Source organism: Shinella sp. G-2 (genome assembly GCF_050172695.1).
Classification (GTDB): Bacteria; Pseudomonadota; Alphaproteobacteria; order Rhizobiales; family Rhizobiaceae; genus Shinella.
This window is the reverse complement of sequence record NZ_JBBEYH010000010.1, coordinates 101228-118713: the sequence shown is the minus strand read 5'-3', so window position 1 is coordinate 118713 and position 17486 is coordinate 101228. Positions and strand designations below refer to the sequence as shown.

General features: G+C 62.5%; 14 protein-coding genes. 10 read left to right on the top strand and 4 right to left on the bottom strand.

The window, feature by feature from the left end:
• Positions 1-12 precede the first annotated feature (12 nt).
• The gene (locus V8U06_RS17125; RefSeq protein ID WP_427141673.1) at positions 13-1989 is read left to right on the top strand and encodes a tyramine oxidase; all 1977 of its coding nucleotides are present in this window, start codon (positions 13-15) and stop codon (positions 1987-1989) included.
• Positions 1990-2231: 242 nt separating this feature from the next.
• Here the strand turns inward: V8U06_RS17125 and V8U06_RS17120 are convergent, their stop codons facing one another.
• Complete coding sequence (locus tag V8U06_RS17120; protein ID WP_427141672.1) at positions 2232-2624, bottom strand: DoxX family protein; 393 nt, start codon at positions 2622-2624, stop codon at positions 2232-2234.
• Positions 2625-2680: 56 nt separating this feature from the next.
• Positions 2681-3040 (bottom strand): cupin domain-containing protein, encoded by a 360-nt coding sequence (locus V8U06_RS17115; protein WP_226922922.1) that lies wholly within the window; start codon positions 3038-3040, stop codon positions 2681-2683.
• 174 nt (positions 3041-3214) lie between these two features.
• Here V8U06_RS17115 and V8U06_RS17110 point away from each other — a divergent pair, with 174 nt between their 5' ends.
• Positions 3215-3775, top strand: a complete 561-nt coding sequence (locus V8U06_RS17110) for a MarR family transcriptional regulator (protein ID WP_427141671.1) — start codon at positions 3215-3217, stop codon at positions 3773-3775.
• Positions 3776-4069: 294 nt separating this feature from the next.
• Here V8U06_RS17110 and V8U06_RS17105 read toward each other — a convergent pair whose 3' ends face one another.
• Positions 4070-4945: a LysR substrate-binding domain-containing protein gene (locus V8U06_RS17105; protein WP_427141670.1), complete on the bottom strand. Its 876-nt coding sequence runs from the start codon at positions 4943-4945 to the stop codon at positions 4070-4072.
• Between the two features lie 116 nt (positions 4946-5061).
• Here V8U06_RS17105 and V8U06_RS17100 point away from each other — a divergent pair, with 116 nt between their 5' ends.
• The 7 genes from V8U06_RS17100 (at position 5062) to V8U06_RS17070 (ending at position 15335) form a co-directional block, all read left to right on the top strand.
• A complete protein-coding gene (locus V8U06_RS17100) occupies positions 5062-6714 on the top strand; it encodes a Na/Pi cotransporter family protein (protein ID WP_427141669.1) in 1653 nt (550 codons plus the stop codon).
• A 101-nt stretch (positions 6715-6815) separates the two neighbouring features.
• Entirely contained in the window at positions 6816-8018 is a 1203-nt protein-coding gene (locus tag V8U06_RS17095) for a 2-aminoethylphosphonate--pyruvate transaminase (protein WP_427141668.1), read from the top strand.
• Positions 8019-8048: 30 nt separating this feature from the next.
• Entirely contained in the window at positions 8049-9311 is a 1263-nt protein-coding gene (gene phnA / locus V8U06_RS17090) for a phosphonoacetate hydrolase (RefSeq protein WP_226922916.1), read from the top strand.
• Positions 9312-9321: 10 nt separating this feature from the next.
• Positions 9322-10776, top strand: coding sequence for a phosphonoacetaldehyde dehydrogenase (gene phnY, locus V8U06_RS17085; protein WP_226922915.1), 1455 nt, complete (start codon positions 9322-9324; stop codon positions 10774-10776).
• A 276-nt stretch (positions 10777-11052) separates the two neighbouring features.
• Entirely contained in the window at positions 11053-12063 is a 1011-nt protein-coding gene (locus V8U06_RS17080; RefSeq protein WP_427141717.1) for a putative 2-aminoethylphosphonate ABC transporter substrate-binding protein, read from the top strand.
• A gap of 81 nt (positions 12064-12144) precedes the next feature.
• On the top strand, positions 12145-13320 hold the full coding sequence (locus V8U06_RS17075; RefSeq protein ID WP_427141667.1) for a putative 2-aminoethylphosphonate ABC transporter ATP-binding protein: 1176 nt from the start codon (positions 12145-12147) through the stop codon (positions 13318-13320).
• The gene (locus tag V8U06_RS17070; protein ID WP_427141666.1) at positions 13320-15335 is read left to right on the top strand and encodes a putative 2-aminoethylphosphonate ABC transporter permease subunit; all 2016 of its coding nucleotides are present in this window, start codon (positions 13320-13322) and stop codon (positions 15333-15335) included. The genes V8U06_RS17075 and V8U06_RS17070 overlap by 1 nt, the downstream gene beginning before the upstream one ends.
• A gap of 71 nt (positions 15336-15406) precedes the next feature.
• Here the strand turns inward: V8U06_RS17070 and V8U06_RS17065 are convergent, their stop codons facing one another.
• Positions 15407-16456: a GlxA family transcriptional regulator gene (locus tag V8U06_RS17065; protein ID WP_427141665.1), complete on the bottom strand. Its 1050-nt coding sequence runs from the start codon at positions 16454-16456 to the stop codon at positions 15407-15409.
• A gap of 200 nt (positions 16457-16656) precedes the next feature.
• Between V8U06_RS17065 and V8U06_RS17060 the strand changes: the two genes are divergently transcribed.
• A complete protein-coding gene (locus V8U06_RS17060) occupies positions 16657-17439 on the top strand; it encodes a DeoR/GlpR family DNA-binding transcription regulator (RefSeq protein ID WP_427141716.1) in 783 nt (260 codons plus the stop codon).
• The last annotated feature ends 47 nt before the right edge of the window (positions 17440-17486 follow it).

The window sequence follows — 17486 nt, the reverse complement described above, 5'->3', positions numbered from 1 at the left end:
GAGGGAACGATCATGAAACTGACGCAACATCTTGCCGCAACGGCGCTGGCCTTCGGCCTTGCCGCAACGGCCGCCGCCGCCCATCCGCTCGATGGACTGACGGCCGAGGAATACCAGAAGATCAACCAGATTCTGCGCGACGGAAAGGTCGTGGACGACAACACGCTCTATCCGCTGATCGAGCTGAAGGAGCCGGCCAAGGCCGACGTGCTCGCCTGGAAGGAGGGCGCCGCCCTCGACCGCAAGGCGACGGTGCATTTCACCAGCGCCGAGGGTTTCAGCGAGGCGGTGGTCAACATCAGCAAGGGCACGGTCGAGAGCAACGAGAAGACCAAGGGCCAGCCCATGGTGCTCTTCACCGAATTCATGGGCGCGCTGGAAGGCGCGCTCGGCCATCCCGAAATGGTGGCGGGCCTTGCCAAGCGCGGGCTGAAGCCGGAGCAGGCCTTCTGCCTGCCGCTGACGGGTGGCAACTTCTTCACCGAGGAATATCAGAATTCGCGCCTGATGAAGGTGCCCTGCTATCAGGTGCCCGAAGGCTCCAACTTCTACGCCAAGCCGATTGAAAACCTCTTCGCCGTCTATGACATCGGCAAGAAGGAAGTGGTGCGTGTCGTCGACCTTGGCGTGGTTGACCTGCCGAAGGACAGCTGGGGCTATACGGAGGAGGAGGTCGCCAAGCGTCTGCCGCTGCGGCCGGAATTCAACCCCGTCAAGCTGGTGCAGGAAGGTGGCCCGAACTACAAGATCGATGGCAGCCATATCGAATGGGACATGTGGCGCTTCAATTTCCGCGTCGACAAGCGCCCGGGCCTCGTCGTCTCCAATCTCGATGTCAACGATGCCGGCACCTGGCGTTCGGTCATCTACCAGGCGCATCTGTCCGAGGTCTTCGTGCCCTATATGGACCCGTCGGAAGGCTGGTACTGGCGCACCTACATGGACAGCGGGGAATATGGTTTCGGTCTGTTCCTGACGCCGCTGCGCGCCGGTATCGACTGCCCCGCGCATGCCACCTTCCTGCCGGCGACCATCGCCGACGACAAGGGTTCGCCCCTCGTCATCCCGGATGCGGTGTGCGTCTTCGAACGCAGCATCGGCGATCCGGCCTGGCGCCACTTCGAAGTCTTTGCCCAGACGCCTGAAAAGCCGATCCCCGCAGAAGGCCGCCCGGCGACGGAGCTGGTGGTGCGCACGGCCTCGGAAGTCGGCAACTATGACTATCTCATCGACTACCGCCTGCAGCAGAACGGTCAGGTCAACATCTATGTCGGCGCGACCGGCCTCGATGCGGTGAAGGGCGTTGCCTCCACTTCGATGAAGGACCCGACGGCCAAGGCCGACACGGCGCACGGCACGCTGATCGCGCCGAATCTCGTCGCCGCCAACCACGACCACTACTTCAACTTCCGCATCGACTTCGACGTCGACCAGCCGGTGAACCACTTCTCGACGATGGATATCGTGCCGGCCAAGCTCGACGCGTCGAGCCCGCGCAAGTCGATGTGGACGGTCGAGCACAAGATGCCGATGACGGAAATGGAGGCCCGCTACAAGCTCTCCTCCTCGCAGCCGCGCTACTTCCATATCTCCAACCCGTCGCGCGAGGGCTATCTCGGCCATGAGCCGGGCTACATGATCCACCACGGCGACGTGTCCTACGGTCCGTTCGACTTCGAGAACGATCCGCCGATGAAGCGCAACGCCTATATCGAATATTCGGTCTGGAACACGGTCTACGACCCGGAACAGCGTTATGCCGGCGGCAAGTTCGCCATGCAGAGCGATGGCTCCGATACGCTCGCCGAATGGGTGAAGAAGGACCAGAGCCTGATGGGCAAGGACATCGTCACCTGGTTCTCCGCCGGTTTCCACCACATTCCGCGCATGGAGGACTGGCCGGTCATGTCGACGGAATGGAAGACGGTGCACATCATGCCGCACAACTTCTTCGCCCATAACCCGGCGTTGACGATCCGAAACCCGTAATTCGACAGAACGCCCGGCATGTGAATGCCGGGCGTTGCTCATTGCGGCTCGCAGTGGAGCCTCAAGCGGGTGCTGTCGGTCGAAGCGCGCCGGCCGATCGGCGTTTGAGCGTTTGGGCTGCCGCGCGCGGCCTGTCCGAATCCTGCCGATGCAGGTGCACGAGGGAGGCCCGTTGATGCCTCGTCCGCATTGATAATGCCTGGAAGTGTGCAGCGAGGGCGATCCGACCGGAGCACGTCGGTCTATGTCTTGCTGACAAAGGGAAACACGGCCCGCAGGCGCGGGTCGCGAAGCCAGAGCCCGCCCCACATGAAAAGCCCCAGATAGCCGCTGAACAGGATGTGGCTGAAGAGCGGGCTTTCCGCCCTGATCTGCGTCGCCATCGCTCCACCGAGAAGCCCCGTCATCAGGACCGCGCCGAGCAGACGTGTCGGAGGGACGAGGTAGAGCACGAGGCATGTCAGTTTGATCAGGCCGATCATGAGGGCATAACCCGCTGGCCAGCCGAGCTGAGCCAGCGTCTCTTCGGCGACCGGCATTCCCAGCAGTTTTGGCGTGATGGATGCGCCCAGGAGAAACAGGGTGAAGAGACCGGTCAGGGTGCGGCCGGTCCAGAGCATGGCAGGCGTGTTCATTTCCATTGATCCTTGGTCTGGCAGCACTCCGCTGCGGGATTGGTGTCTTTCTGCCGTCAAGAATGACGGGGCGCGACGTCTTGAACATTGATCTGTTGAATGGTCGCGCTCGGATGGATGGAGACGATCTCCAGTCGCCCAGTTCCCACATTCGTGAAGCGATGGGGAACGTGAGCGGGGCCGACGACGACGTCCCCGGCGCTGCCGTGCACGGTTTCTTCGCCGACCGTGAACTCCGCTTCGCCTTTCTGGACGATCCAGGTCTCGGTGTAGGGATGAATGTGCAGTTCCGAACCGCGCCCGGGTTCGACATCGACAAGGAAGAGTGAAACCGGGCTTCCGATCTCACGGCCTTCCAGCCGAACGGTGCGGCGCTGGTCGGGTGCGGGCTCCTTGTGACGGCGAACCGTGATCATTCTGCTCTCCTGCTGCCATTGGTGTGCCGGTGGGATGAAAGTGTCTTCGTGAGAAGATATTTTGCCAAAACTATCTTCCTGTCAAGATATATATCTTTGCGCGAAGACAGTTTATTGCGAACGACGCTTGCTCTAGGATCGGCGAACGGAGTGAGACGGCACGCGAGGCAGGCAATGAAGGAAGAAGGCGAGAGGGCAAGCTACGGCGAGCGCGGCGACAGCGCGTCACTGGAAGATCACGTCGATCGACGACGCGCTCAATGGATGCGAGAGCTGCCGGACCTCGATACCGAGCCCATGGCCATTCTCGGCCGGGCGAAGCGGCTTTCCAATCTCGTGGCCGGCAGCATCGAGGAGACGTTCGCGGCCTTTGGTCTCGACCGCGGTGAGTTCGACGTGATCAGTACGCTGCGCCGGGCGGGGCCGCCCTACCAGCTGACGCCGACCGAGATGTACACGTCGATGATGCTGTCGTCAGGCGGCCTCACGCATCGGCTGAGCCGGCTCGAGAAAACCGGGCTCATCCGGCGCGAGAAATCGAACCTCGATGGGCGAAGCGTCGTCGTGACATTGCTGCCGCGGGGAATAGAGCTAGCGGAACAGGCTTTCAGGGCGGATATGGCCAACGAGCTTCTGATCTTGCAGCCGCTGAACCGGGAGGAGCGAGACCTGTTGTCCGCGTTGCTTCGAAAACTGCTTCATAGCATCGAAAGCCAGAGCACCCCTGAGGTTTGACACTATGCGCCCGACGGCGCAGGCCGGAATGGCGGCGGTGTTGGGCAGCAGACAAACCCTCCGCGAGCATGGACGATTGTTTCCACCGGCACCTCGGCCAGCTCCAGTTCGACCGTATCAAGATGCTCATCGGACCGGGAATGATCATCATTCCCTTCGAGGACGGTGCGATCCGTACGCCAACGACACGCCCTGTGATTGGTGCCAGTTGGCGACAGGCTGCCGCTCGAGGGCGTGTGTGGTCCGACTCCCATCAAGAGCAGAACCCGACATGCCGGGTTCGTCGTTTCTGACCTAGGCATGCATGGGGGCAAGTTTCCGTGCGATATCGAAGAATGCGCTTACGAGTTTGCCGTTCGCGCGCTCGCGAAGGCAGATGAGAGCCTCGTCCATCAGCATTTCCGGGGCGTCAATCTCGATTGGGACGAGACGGTTGTCCTGTCCGAACTCGGCCGAGGAGACAAAGCCGATACCGCCGCCGGCAGCAACGATTTCTCGTACCGCTTCCCGTCCCTCCGCTTCGATGAGCGGGGTGAGGGGGATCCCACATTGCTGTGCCATGACTTCCAGTTTCTGGCGGGTTTTCGACCCCATTTCCCGCATGACCAGCGGGTGTTTCGAAAGCTCTGCAAAGGAAATGCGTGCGGTGTCGCCGATAGGGTAGTCCCGGCTGGCAAAGGCAATGATCGGGGTGGAATTGAGTTTCAGGATCTCGAAGTCGCTGGATTGCGGCACCTCTCCGAGCACCCCGATATCCGCCTCGTAAGCATGCAGGCTGGTGATGACCGACTCCGTGTTGCCGGCGTCGATCGAGACCTGCACGGAGGGATAGGCGCGGCGGAAGGCGGCAAGGATGTGCAGGAGATGATGAGCGGCGTCGGCGACGATGCGCAGCTTGCCCGCACGCAGCGCCCGAGACTCCGACAAGAGGTCGAGCGCCTGCTGCTCGATGTCGAACATGCGACGGGTGACTTCCAGAAGCTGCTGGCCGGCCTGGGTCAGCGTCACCTGCTTCTTGTTCCGGTTGAAGAGCAGGACGTCGTATTCCTCCTCCAGCTTTCGCACCTGATCGGAGACGGCCGGCTGGGTGAGGAACAGCGCCTCCGCCGCGCGCGAAAAACCGCCGTGAATGGCGACATTGTGGAAGGCGCGAAGCTGGACATAGCGCATGGGCGACTCCTGCTTTTATAGGCTGAGGCTATGCATTCATTAAAACGAACGATTTGATTGATGTAAAGCGATGAAGGATGATTTTCGGATTCCCTGCCTCATCGCGGAGCGCGCCTATGAACCTGCCGGCCGTCGCCCTAGAACTTGCCGCCGCAACCGTCCTGATGCTCTATGCCGTGAGCCTTGTGAAGAAGGGTGTCGAAACGGCGTGGGGAGATCTGGTCGCGCGCGCGGTCGGCGGCGCCGGCGGGCGGCCGCGTGCGGCCGTCTATGGCTGCCTTGTGGCCATCGCGTTGCAAAGTTCCACTGCCGTCGCCATGCTCACCGCGGGCTTCGCCATCAGCGGCGCCATGGCGCTCGATGTCGGGCTGGCCGTGCTCCTTGGCGCCGATCTGGGCTCGGCCCTGGTCGTCAAGATCCTGTCCTTCGACCTGCACTGGCTGGCGCCGCTGCTGATTGTCGGCGGGGGGCTCCTGCATCTCAAGGCGCACACGCGCAAGGCGGTCGAAGCCGGACGCGCCGTGCTCGGCATCGGCCTGCTGCTGCTGTCACTTCAGATGATCGGTCACGCGACGTTGCCTCTGGCACAAAGCCCGCTTCTGCCGTCCGCCATCGCCTTTATCGGTGGGGATGCGCTGACGGTGATGATCCTCGCCGCGCTCTTCACCTGGGCGCTCCATTCGAGCGTTGCGGCGATCCTTCTGATCCTCACCTTCGCGACGAAGGGGCTGGTGCCGCTCGACGTCGGCGTTCCGCTCGTCCTCGGCGTCAATCTCGGCGGCGGATTGATTGCGCTCTGGCTGACCCGCGGCCTGCCGGTGGAAGGTCGGCGCCTGCCTCTCGGCAATCTGCTTTTCCGTGCCCTGTTCAGTGCGGCGGCTTTCGCGGTCTTCGCGTTGCACGCGCCATTTGCCTGGCTTCCCGGCGGGACGGTGGCTGGCAAGCTCGTCAATCTGCATCTCCTCTTCAATGCCATGCTGGTGCTCGTGGGGTTGGTCACCTGCGGTGCGATGGGACGCCTTGTCAGGCTTTTGACGCCGGATGCGGCGGGAGAGGGGGACCTGACGGCCCATATCAGCGCGCTCGATCGCGCGCTGATCGACAAGCCGGCGCAGGCGCTCGCCGCGGCGGCGCGTGAAGTGCTGCATATGGGCAATTTGACGACCCGCATGCTCGAGCCGGTGATGACGGTCATCCAATCGCCGACGCGGGGAGCGGTCGATGCGCTCCGCCGCATCGACGGCGAGATCCACCGGGCGCATAGCGAGATCAAGCTTTACGTCGCCGCCGTCAATCGCGGTGTGCTGACGGAAGAGCAAGCCCGACGCGGCATCGAACTCACCGAGGCGGCGATCCATCTCGAATATGCCGGCGACGTGGTGGCGAAAAGCCTTCTGCAGATGGCCGAGGAGCGGCTTGCCGGGGCCGGCGCGTTCTCGCAGGACGGATGGCGCGAACTGCTGCTGCTCCACGCTGCGGTGTTCTCCAATGTCCGGCTCGCCGCCAACCTCCTCGTCTCGCCCGACCCGGTCATCGCCCGGGAGATGGTGCGGCAGAAGGAGCATGTGCGCCGCCTGATGGAAGAGAGCAGCAAGAACCATCTGGAGCGGCTGCGGCAGGGCGTCGCCGCGAGCATCCAGTCCAGCGACATGCATCTGGAGATTGTGCGCGCGCTGAAGGAGGTCAATTCGCTGGTCACGACCATGGCCTATCCACGCCTGCGCGAAACCGGCGACCTGCTGGAAAGCCGTCTGATACCGGCGGCATAAAGTATAATTACAGTCTATAGATTGATACAAAAGAACGATTTTACAGATATGTGTTTCCACCGCATTGTCGACCTCGGACAAGCCAAACGCGAGGACGGACCATGCCAAACACCGCTTCTGAGAAAACCATCGCGCCGCTGGAATCGCCGAAACTCGGCGAGCCTTACCTGCTGACGCCAGGCCCGCTGACGACCGCCTATTCCGTCAAGGAAGCCATGCTGCGGGACTGGGGTTCCTGGGACGGCGACTTTCGCGCCATGACCGCCGACCTGCGCCGCCAGCTTCTTGAGATCGCCGGCGACACCAAGGGCGAATTCGATTGCGTTCCCATGCAGGGCAGCGGTTCGTTCTCGGTCGAGGCGCTGCTCGGCAGCTTCGTTCCCCGCGACGGCAAGGTCCTGGTGCTGAGCAACGGCGCCTATGGCAAGCGCATCGCGCAAACGCTGTCCTATCTCGGCCGTGACCATGTGACGATCGACAAGGGTGACTACATGCCGCCGCGGGGTCCCGAAGTCGCCGCCGCCCTCGATGCCGATCCTGCCATCACGCATGTCGTCGTCGTCCATTGCGAAACCAGTTCCGGCATCCTCAATCCCCTCAAGGAAATTTCCGATACGGTCTACGCCCACGGCCGCAAGCTGCTGGTCGATTCGATGAGCGCCTTCGGCGCCGTGCCGGCCGGCCTTGCCGACTTCCGCTACGAGGCGATCGTTTCTTCCGCCAACAAGTGCATTGAAGGTGTGCCCGGTTTCGGCTTCGTCATCGCCCGCAAGAGTGAACTCGAGGCCTGCAAGGGCCGGAGCCATTCCCTCAGCCTCGATATCCACGCCCAGTGGGACTACATGAACAAGACCGGTCAGTGGCGTTTCACGCCGCCGACCCACGTTGTCGCGGCCTTTCTGGAAGCGCTGCGCCTGCACAGGGAGGAAGGCGGTGTGGCCGCGCGCGGCGCGCGCTACGCCCGCAACCGCGACGTCATGGTGGCGGGCATGCGCGAAGCCGGCTTCGAGACGCTGCTCGCCGACCAGTGGCTGTCGCCGATCATCGTCACCTTCTTCAGCCCGGCCCATCCGGCCTTCGCCTTCGATCGCTTCTATGCGCTGATGAAGGACAAGGGCTTCATCATCTATCCCGGCAAGCTCACGGTGGTCGACAGTTTCCGCGTCGGCTGCATCGGCCGCATGGATGAACACGTCATGCGCCGCGTGGTCGAAGCTGCCCGTTCGTCGCTCGCCGAGATGGGCGTCGACAGTGCCGCGCCGCCGGCCATCGCCCTTGAAGAACGCAGCCGCCTTGCCGCCTGACCGGCCGCCCAACGAAGAATGGAAACTCCGATGAACCAGATGTCCAAGATCACCGTCACCGCCAACCGGCGCACCTATCCCTGGCCGAACGTTCCGGCGATTGCCATCTGCCTGGACGGCTGCGAGCCTGCCTATCTCGACGAGGCCATCAAAGCCGGCCTGATGCCGACGCTGGCCCGCATCCGCAAGACCGGCACGGAACGCACCGCGCTCAGTGTCATCCCGAGCTTCACCAACCCGAACAACCTGTCCATCGCGACTGGCCGCCCGCCGGCGATCCACGGCATCTGCGGCAACTATCTCTATGAGCCGGCGACCGGCAAGGAAGTGATGATGAACGACCCGCGGTTCCTCCGCGCGCCGACCGTCTTCAAGGCCTTCTACGATGCCGGGGCTAGGGTCGCCGTGGTGACCGCGAAGGACAAGCTTCGCGCGCTGCTCGGTCATGGCCTGAAGTTCGACGAGGGCAGGGCCGTCTGCTTTTCCTCGGAAAAGTCCGACACGTCGACCAAGGCGGAACATGGTATCGACAACGCGTCGGCCTGGCTTGGCCGGCCGGTGCCGGAAGTCTATTCCGCGGAACTGTCCGAGTTCGTCTTTGCGGCCGGTGTGAAGCTCCTCAAGGAGTTCCGTCCTGATGTCATGTATCTGACGACGACAGACTACGTTCAGCACAAATATGCCCCCGGCGTGCCGCAGGCCAATGCCTTCTACGAGATGTTCGACAAGTACCTCACCGAGCTCGACGCACTCGGTGCGGCGATCGTCGTTACCGCCGACCACGGCATGAAGCCGAAGCACAAGGCGGACGGGTCGCCGGACGTCATCTATGTGCAGGACCTGCTCGACCAATGGCTCGGCAAGGACGCTGCCCGCGTCATCCTGCCGATTACCGACCCCTATGTCGTCCATCACGGCGCGCTCGGCTCCTTCGCCACGGCCTATCTGCCCGAGGGCACGGACAAGGAGGAGATCATCGAGCGGCTGAAGGCGATAGAGGGTATCGATGTGGTCCTGTCGCGCCCGGAAGCCTGCGTGCGCTTCGAATTGCCGGACGATCGCATCGGCGACATCGTGCTCGTCTCTTCGGAGAACAAGACGCTCGGCACGAGCGAACATCGGCACGATCTTGCTGCACTCAACGAGCCATTGCGCTCGCATGGCGGCCTGACCGAGCAGGAAGTGCCGTTCATCGCCAATCGCACATTGCCCGAGCTTCACACGGCCGACACGCTGCGCAACTTCGATGCCTTCTACTACGCGCTCGTCGCGGCCGCACAACCGGCACAATAGGGAGCGGACAATGACCAAGGCAGAAACGACATTCGCGATCCGTCATGAACCCATGCGGATCGCCGGCAAGAAGGTCGACACCGAGGGCGTGGTCGAGGTGCACTATCCCTGGAACGATGCCGTCATCGGTACCGTGCCGGCCGGCCGTGCGGAACACGCCCGCAGGGCGTTCGAGATCGCGGCGGCTTACCAGCCGAAGCTGACGCGTTACGAGCGCCAGCGCATCCTGCTGAAGGCGGCCGACCTCCTGGTCGCCCGCAAGGAGGAGATTTCCGATCTCATCACCCTGGAACTCGGCATTTCCAAGCAGGACTCGCTCTATGAGGTCGGACGCGCCTTCGATGTCTTCACGCTGTCCGGGCAGATGTGCATCCACGACGACGGTGAGATTTTCTCCTGCGACCTCACCCCGCACGGCAAGGCACGCAAGATCTTCACCACCCGCGAGCCGTTGACCGCCATTTCGGCGATCACCCCCTTCAACCACCCGCTCAACATGGTGGCGCACAAGGTGGCGCCGGCGATCGCCACCAACAATTGCGTGGTGCTGAAGCCGACCGAACTGACGCCGATGACGGCGCTGGTTCTTGCCGATGTCCTCTACGAGGCTGGCCTGCCGCCGGAAATGCTGTCCGTCGTTACCGGCTGGCCGGGCGATATCGGCATGGAGATGATCACCAATCCGAATTTCGACCTCATTACCTTCACCGGCAGCGTGCCGGTCGGCAAGCTGATCGCGGCGCATGCGCATTACAAGCGCCAGATCCTCGAACTCGGTGGCAACGATCCCCTGATCATCCTCAACGATCTGTCGGACGACGATCTTGCGAGAGCCGCCGATCTTGCGGTTGCGGGCGCCACGAAGAATTCCGGCCAGCGCTGCACCGCGGTCAAACGCATCCTCTGCCAGGAGCGCGTCGCCGACCGTTTCGTGCCACTGGTGCTGGAACGCGCGAAGAAGCTGAGGTTCGGCGATCCCATGGATCGGGCGACGGAACTCGGTACCGTCGTGCATGCCAGGGCCGCGGAGATCTTCGAAGGCCGCGTGCACAAGGCGGCGGAAGAGGGGGCGGACGTCCTCTACAATCCGGGCCGGCGGGGCGCTCTGCTGCCGCCGATCGTCATCGATCGCGTGTCTCACGCAAGCGAGCTCGTCATGGAAGAGACCTTCGCGCCGATCATCCCGATCGTCCGGGCGCCGGACGACGACGATGCGCTGATCGCCCTTTCCAACTCGACCGCTTTCGGCCTTTCCTCCGGGGTCTGCACCAACGATTTCCGGCGCATGCAGAAATACATCGCGGGACTGAAGGTCGGCACGGTGAACATCTGGGAGGTGCCAGGTTATCGCATCGAGATGAGCCCGTTCGGCGGCATCAAGGATTCCGGCAACGGCTACAAGGAGGGCGTCATCGAAGCGATGAAGAGCTTCACCAACGTCAAGACCTTTTCCCTGCCGTGGTGATCTGAAGCAATCCCCTGCGAGATCACCTTTTTCAGGAGCCGCTCCGCGCGGCTCCTTTTTTGCTTGGTGTTCCTCCCACGCAAATGCCTGTTTTTTCAGCAATTATCCTATAGTTTTTATCTTCCAAACGATAAGAATAATAAATTTTACTTACCAAAAACCCCTGCGCAGAATGTCCCCTGAAGCCGATCATCCAAGGACGACGCCTAGATCGTCCGCCGCGCTTCCCCGGTTTTTCCAGGCCTTCAGAGGAGATTTTCAATCATGAACAGACGCATGCTTTTTCTGCTTGCCAGCGCGCTCACCACCGCGCTTCCCACCATAGTTTTCGCCGAAACCCAGCTTACGGTCTACACCGCCGTCGAAGCCGTCGATCTCGACCGCTACAAGGCGACATTCGAAAAGGCCCATCCCGACATCAAGATCAACTGGGTGCGCGACTCCACCGGCGTCATGACAGCCAAGCTGCTTGCCGAAAAGGACAACCCGCAGGCCGACGTCGTCTGGGGCCTTGCCGCGACCTCGCTGCTTCTCCTCAAGACCGAGGGCATGCTCGAGGCCTATGAGCCCAAGGGCGTTGCGGAACTCGACAAGAAATTCGTCGACAAGGACACGCCGCCGAGCTGGGTCGGTATGGACGCCTATGTCGCCGCTCTCTGCTACAACACGGTGGAAGGTGAAAAGCTCGGCCTGAAGGCGCCGACGAGCTGGGAGGACCTGACGAAGCCGGAATACAAGGGCCACATCGTGATGCCCAACCCGGCATCCTCCGGTACCGGCTTCCTCGATGTTTCGGGCTGGATGCAGATGTGGGGCGACGAGAAGGCCTGGTCCTTCATGGACAAGCTGCACGAGAACATCTCGGCCTACACGCATTCCGGTTCGAAGCCCTGCAAGATGGCGGGTGCCGGCGAGGCGGTCATCGGCGTTTCCTTCGAATTCCCCGGCGCCAAGGCCAAGAGCGCCGGCGCGCCGATCGACATCATCTTCCCGTCCGAAGGATCGGGCTGGGAGGCGGAAGCGACCGCGATCATCGCGGGCACGGCAAATCTGGATGCGGCCAAGACGCTCGTCGACTGGTCCGTCACCCGGGAAGCCAACGAGATGTACAATGCCGGTTATGCCGTCGTCGCCTATCCCGGCGTCGCGAAGGAGGTGGAACATCTGCCGGCCGACATCGCCTCCAAGATGATCGACAACGACTTCGAATGGGCCGCCAACAACCGCGGCGCCATCCTCAAGGAATGGCAGAAGCGGTACGACGCCAAGTCGGAACCCAAGAGCTGATCCCGATCGACCGGGCGGGGCGCCTTCGCGCTCCGCCTTTCGCATTCGCGACCATTGCCTGACAGCCAGCGGAGCTTGCAGATGAGACATGCCATGTCGATCGAACCGATACCCACAAGCATAGCCCGTGGCGCTATGGAGCCGGATATCCAACCGGCGCCCTATCTCGAGATCAGCGATCTATGGAAGAGCTACGGCGATTTCGTCGCGCTGCGCGACATATCGCTCAGCATCGCCAAGGGTGAGTTCATCTGTTTCCTCGGCCCGTCGGGCTGCGGCAAGACCACGCTGCTTCGCGCCATCGCCGGCCTGGACCTGCAGACGCACGGTTCCATCCTGCAGGACGGCCGCAACGTCTCGACCCTGCCGCCTTCGCGGCGCGACTACGGGATCGTCTTCCAGTCCTACGCGCTCTTCCCGAACCTCACGATCGAGCAGAACATCGCTTTCGGCCTTGAAAATACCGGCCGCTCGAAGCCGGAGATCGCCACCCGTGTCGCCGACCTTCTGGCTACGGTCGGGCTGACGGCGCAGGGCAAGAAATATCCCGCCCAGCTTTCCGGCGGCCAGCAGCAGCGTATCGCGCTTGCCCGCGCCATTGCGATTTCGCCGGGGCTTCTGCTGCTTGACGAGCCGTTGTCCGCGCTCGACGCCAAGGTGCGCGTGCACCTGCGCCACGAAATCAAGGCGCTGCAACGCAAGCTCGGCGTCACGACGATCATGGTCACGCACGACCAGGAAGAGGCACTGGCCATGGCCGATCGGATCGTCGTGATGAACCATGGCGTCATCGAACAGGTCGGCTCGCCCACGGAGATCTACCGTCATCCCGACACGCTGTTCGTTGCGGATTTCATCGGCGAGACCAATCAGTTTCCCGCAAAGGTCTTGCGGCACGGCGAGGTGGAGATCGGCCATTCGGCCTTCTGCTGCTCGACGGAGGATTTTGTCGCCGGCCATGCGGCGACAGCCGTCGTGCGCCCGGTCGACATCATCCCGCACGGTGCCGACGCTCATGCTGTCAACGCGGTCGACCGTCCGTTGACGCCGCAGAATCTGATCGACGCTGAAGTGCAGGAGATGGAATTCCTCGGCATGTTCTGGCGCACGCGGCTGACGGCGCCGCGGCTTGGTGAACGCACGCTTATCGCCGATTTCTCCGTCAATGCGGTGCGCCGCCTCAACATCGAGACGGGCGGTGTCATCCAGGTGGAAATTCCCCGCGAACGCCTGCTGCTCTATCCGAGGGCTGCCTGATGAACATCGCCCTCGAAGCCCCCTACATGCCGCCCCTCGGCAGGCGGCTGCGCCAGGAAACGTCCGGGGATGACCGCGTCAAGCTCGGCTTCATGGCGGTCATCGGTCTCTATCTCGTCATCGCGCTCGGCGCACCGCTCGCCCTTATGTTGTCGAAATCGTTTTCGACCTACCAGTTCGATCTGGCTGCCTTCGAGTTCCAGGTGAGCGATGAGGCCGGGACGACCTGGGGACCGGTGGTGAGCGCAGAGACGCTCAATCGCACGCTTGGCGCCGTCGGAGATGCGGAACTCGCCACCAATTCCGACGGCCGGCTCTCCGCCACGAAATTCTTCCCCGAGTTCAAGTTCCGCAGCCCCGTGAAGTATCGCATCCGCGGCACGACGGCGGATGTGGCTTTCCTCGCCGGCTCCACGCTGGAAAAAGGTACGGAGTGGCGCGAATACGATTCCGGCGCCTTCCGGCGGGTCGTTCTCAGACCGGCCCGCAGCCTCGGCGTCGAGAATTTCACGACCTATTTCTCAACGCCGGCGCTGGCCCAATCGATCATCAACTCGGTCCTGATGGCGCTCATCAGCATGGTGGCGACGGTCTCCATCGCCTTCGCGCTGGCCTATGGATTGACACGCAGCTGCATGCCGCTGAAAGGTCTGTTCCGCGGCGTCCTGACGATCCCGATCCTTGTGCCATCGTTGCTGCCGGGCATCGCGCTGGTCTATCTCTTCGGCAACCAGGGCGTCTTCAAGGACTGGCTGCTCGGCTATTCCATCTATGGTCCGATCGGCATCGTCATCGGCTCGATCTTTTTCACCCTGCCGCATGCCTTCCTCATCATCCTGACGGCACTGTCCGTCGCCGATGCGCGGCACTATGAGGCGGCGGCGTCCCTCAAGGCCAGCAAGTGGCGCACGTTCCGGACGGTGACGATACCGGGCGCGCGCTACGGCATCGTCTCGGCTGCCTTCGTCGTCTTCACGCTGGTCATCACGGATTTCGGCCTGCCCAAGGTGATCGGGGGCCAATATGGCATGCTCGCCGTCGATATCTACAAGCAGGTGATCGGCCAGCAGAATTTCGAAATGGGGGCGGTCGTTTCCGTCATCCTGCTCGTGCCGGCCATCCTTGCCTTCGCCGTCGACCGGCGCATGCAGAAGCGGCAGGTTGCGCTGCTGTCGGCTCGCGCCGTGCCCTACACGCCGAAGCCCAATGCCGCCATCGACAGGGTCTGCTTCGCCTTCGCCTGCCTGATCAGCCTCTTCATCCTCGGCATGATCGCCATGTGCCAGATCGCAGCGATCGTGAAATTCTGGCCCTACGACCTGACGCTGACGACGAAGAACTTCGCTTTCGACCTGATGGACGGCGGTGGCTGGGCGGCCTATGGCAACTCGATCAAACTGGCATTGCTGACGGCGCTCTTCGGTTCGCTCGTTGTTTTCGCCGGCGCCTACATGGTCGAGAAGACGGACGGTTTCCGCTTCGGCCGCAGTCTCTTCCATTTCCTGGCGATGATGCCGATGGCGGTGCCCGGCATGGTGCTTGGCCTTGCCTACATCTTCTTCTTCAACAATCCCGCCAATCCGCTGAACTCGATCTACGGCACGATGACGATCCTTGTCGTTTGCACCGTGACGCATTTCTACACGGTCGCTCACCTGACGGCATTGACGGCGCTCAAGCAGATGGATCCCGAGTTCGAATCCGTTGCCGCCTCGCTGAAGCAGCCCTTCCACCGACTGTTCTTCCGGGTCACGGTGCCGGTCTGCCTGCCCGCCATCCTCAACATCGCGATCTATCTGTTCGTCAATGCCATGACGACTGTTTCGGCGGTGGTCTTCCTCTATTCCACGGATACCAAACTCGCTTCCGTTGCCGTCCTCAACATGGACGACGCCGGCGATATCGCCCCGGCGGCGGCCATGGGCATGATGATCTTCTATACGAACGTTGCCGCCAAGCTCATCCACGCGGGAATAAGCCGCGGCCTGCTCGCGCGCACCCAGGCCTGGCGCTGACGGCGTTTCGTCGTCGCGGCAAAGCCCCCCTCTTCAGGCAACGGAGCGGGGGGCCTTGCTTGTTGGCGCCATCAGGCAACATGCTGCTCATCGACGCTATTCTGCGTATAGGCGGCCGGTCGACCGGTGTTGTTCCGCCGTTCTGCTTCCGCACGGCGCGCGTTCTGCGGGGTGCGCCCATAGCGATCACGGTACGCACGGGAAAAGTGCGAGGCGGTCGAGAAACCGCAGGCAATGGCGACCTCGATGACGGGAAGGGATGATGTGACGAGCAGGAGGTGCGCACGCTCCAGCCTCAGGTCGAGATAGTAGCGGGCTGGCGTCCGCCCCATCTCCCGGCGAAACAGGCGCTCCATCTGACGGCGCGAAAGCCCGCTTGCCGGCGTCATCTCAGCCAGTCTGAGCGGCTCGGACAGGTTGGCTTCCATCTGCTGCACGACACGGATAAGGGAGACATTGTCGATGCCGAGGCGGGCCTGCAGGGGCAGGCGCTGACGCTCTCCCGCCTCTCGACGACGCTCGCAAAGGCTGATCTCGCAGATGCGGTTGGTGACGTCCTCGCCCAATGCGCCTTCAATGATGCTCATGACCATGTCGAAGGACGCATTTCCGCCGGCGCAGGTATGAATGTCTTTATCGACCTCGAAGACCGTCTGACGCGCTTTGGCCGCGGAGAAGCGTTCGCAGAAGTCCGGAAAATGTTCCCAATGGACAGCGCAGTGCCTGTCGTCGAGAAGGCCGGCGCGGGCGAGGGGATAAAGACCGCCGGCAATGCCGGCCAGATCGATGCGCTGGCGACGGCATTGCCGAAGCCAGGCCTCCAGCGCCTTGTTCGATGCGGGTATGCCGCTTCCGCCGCAGACAACGACGACGCGGTTTGCCTCCGGCCGGTGGAGCCGTTCCCGTTCCTCCGCAAGCGAGCGGCCGGCGGCAACGCGCATTCCGCAGGCGGACCGTGCCAGATGGCCGTCCCCCGTCACGACGATCCAGTCGTAGATCGTGCGGCCGGCGACCGCGTTGGCAACGCGCAGGGCTTCAAGTGCCGCAGAGAAGGTGTGTAGCGTGAATCCGTCGAGGAGATAGAAGGTGAAATGGCCACCGTCCCTATGCGCCTGTTGCATCGTTTTCTCCCGGTCATGAAAGCCTGTCGCCACAGAATGAAAAGAAAGATTACATTATGCAACATAAAATAACAAATGCCGCCCGTCGCATGACCTTTCCCCATCAAATCGGATGACCATTTCGCGGCGCCTGGCCGGGCCAGGAGGCAAAATACGCCGCCCAGCTTGTCAAGGTGACAAAAATGGTCGCAGATATCGATATGTCAGACGCTCAAAACTCTCGTGCCCTCGCTCCTCGCCGCCATGGTGAGATCCTGCGCCGCCTGGCCGCGGACGGAACGGTCAGCATCAGTGAGCTCGCGGATTTCTTTGATGTGTCGCGGCAGACGATCCGGCGCGATCTGAAAACGCTCGCCGACCGTGGTCAGCTCGATCTCGTGCACGGTGGGGCCACGCTCTTCGAGCCCACCGAGGCGGCCTTTACCGAGCGTCGCGAAGAAAATGCCGGGGCAAAGGCGGCGATCGGCCGCGCCGCCGCCAGCCTTGTGCGCGACGGCATGGTCGTCTTTCTCGATTCCGGCACCACGACACTGGCGGTGGCGCAGGCCCTGTCCGAGCGAAAAAACCTCACGATTTGCACGACTTCCCTTTCCATCGCGCTTCTCATGTGCCGCCAGCCGCAGGTGCGGGTGCACATGCTGGGCGGCGAGATCGATCCGGCCGAAGAAGCCGCCGTCGGCATCGACGCGCTGGAGGCGATCGGTCATTTCCGCATCGATGCCGCCTTTCTGGGAGGCGGTGGACTTTCGCCGGACGGTGAGGTGACGGATTTCACCCGAAGCGGTGCGGAACAGCGCTCGCGAATGGCCGGCGCGGCGGGCAAGGCGTATTTCGTGCTCGACAGTTCGAAATTCGGCCGGCTGACGCCTCTGCGTATTCCGCGCTTTGAATTGGCGACGGGCGTGATCGTCGACCGGGCGCCGCCGGCGGCGATTGGGGAGGCCCTGGAGCGGCGAGGACCGAGCCTGATCGTGGCAACGTAATAAAATGTAACTTTATGTAATCTTTTGTCTTGTTCTTTGGTGGCGTT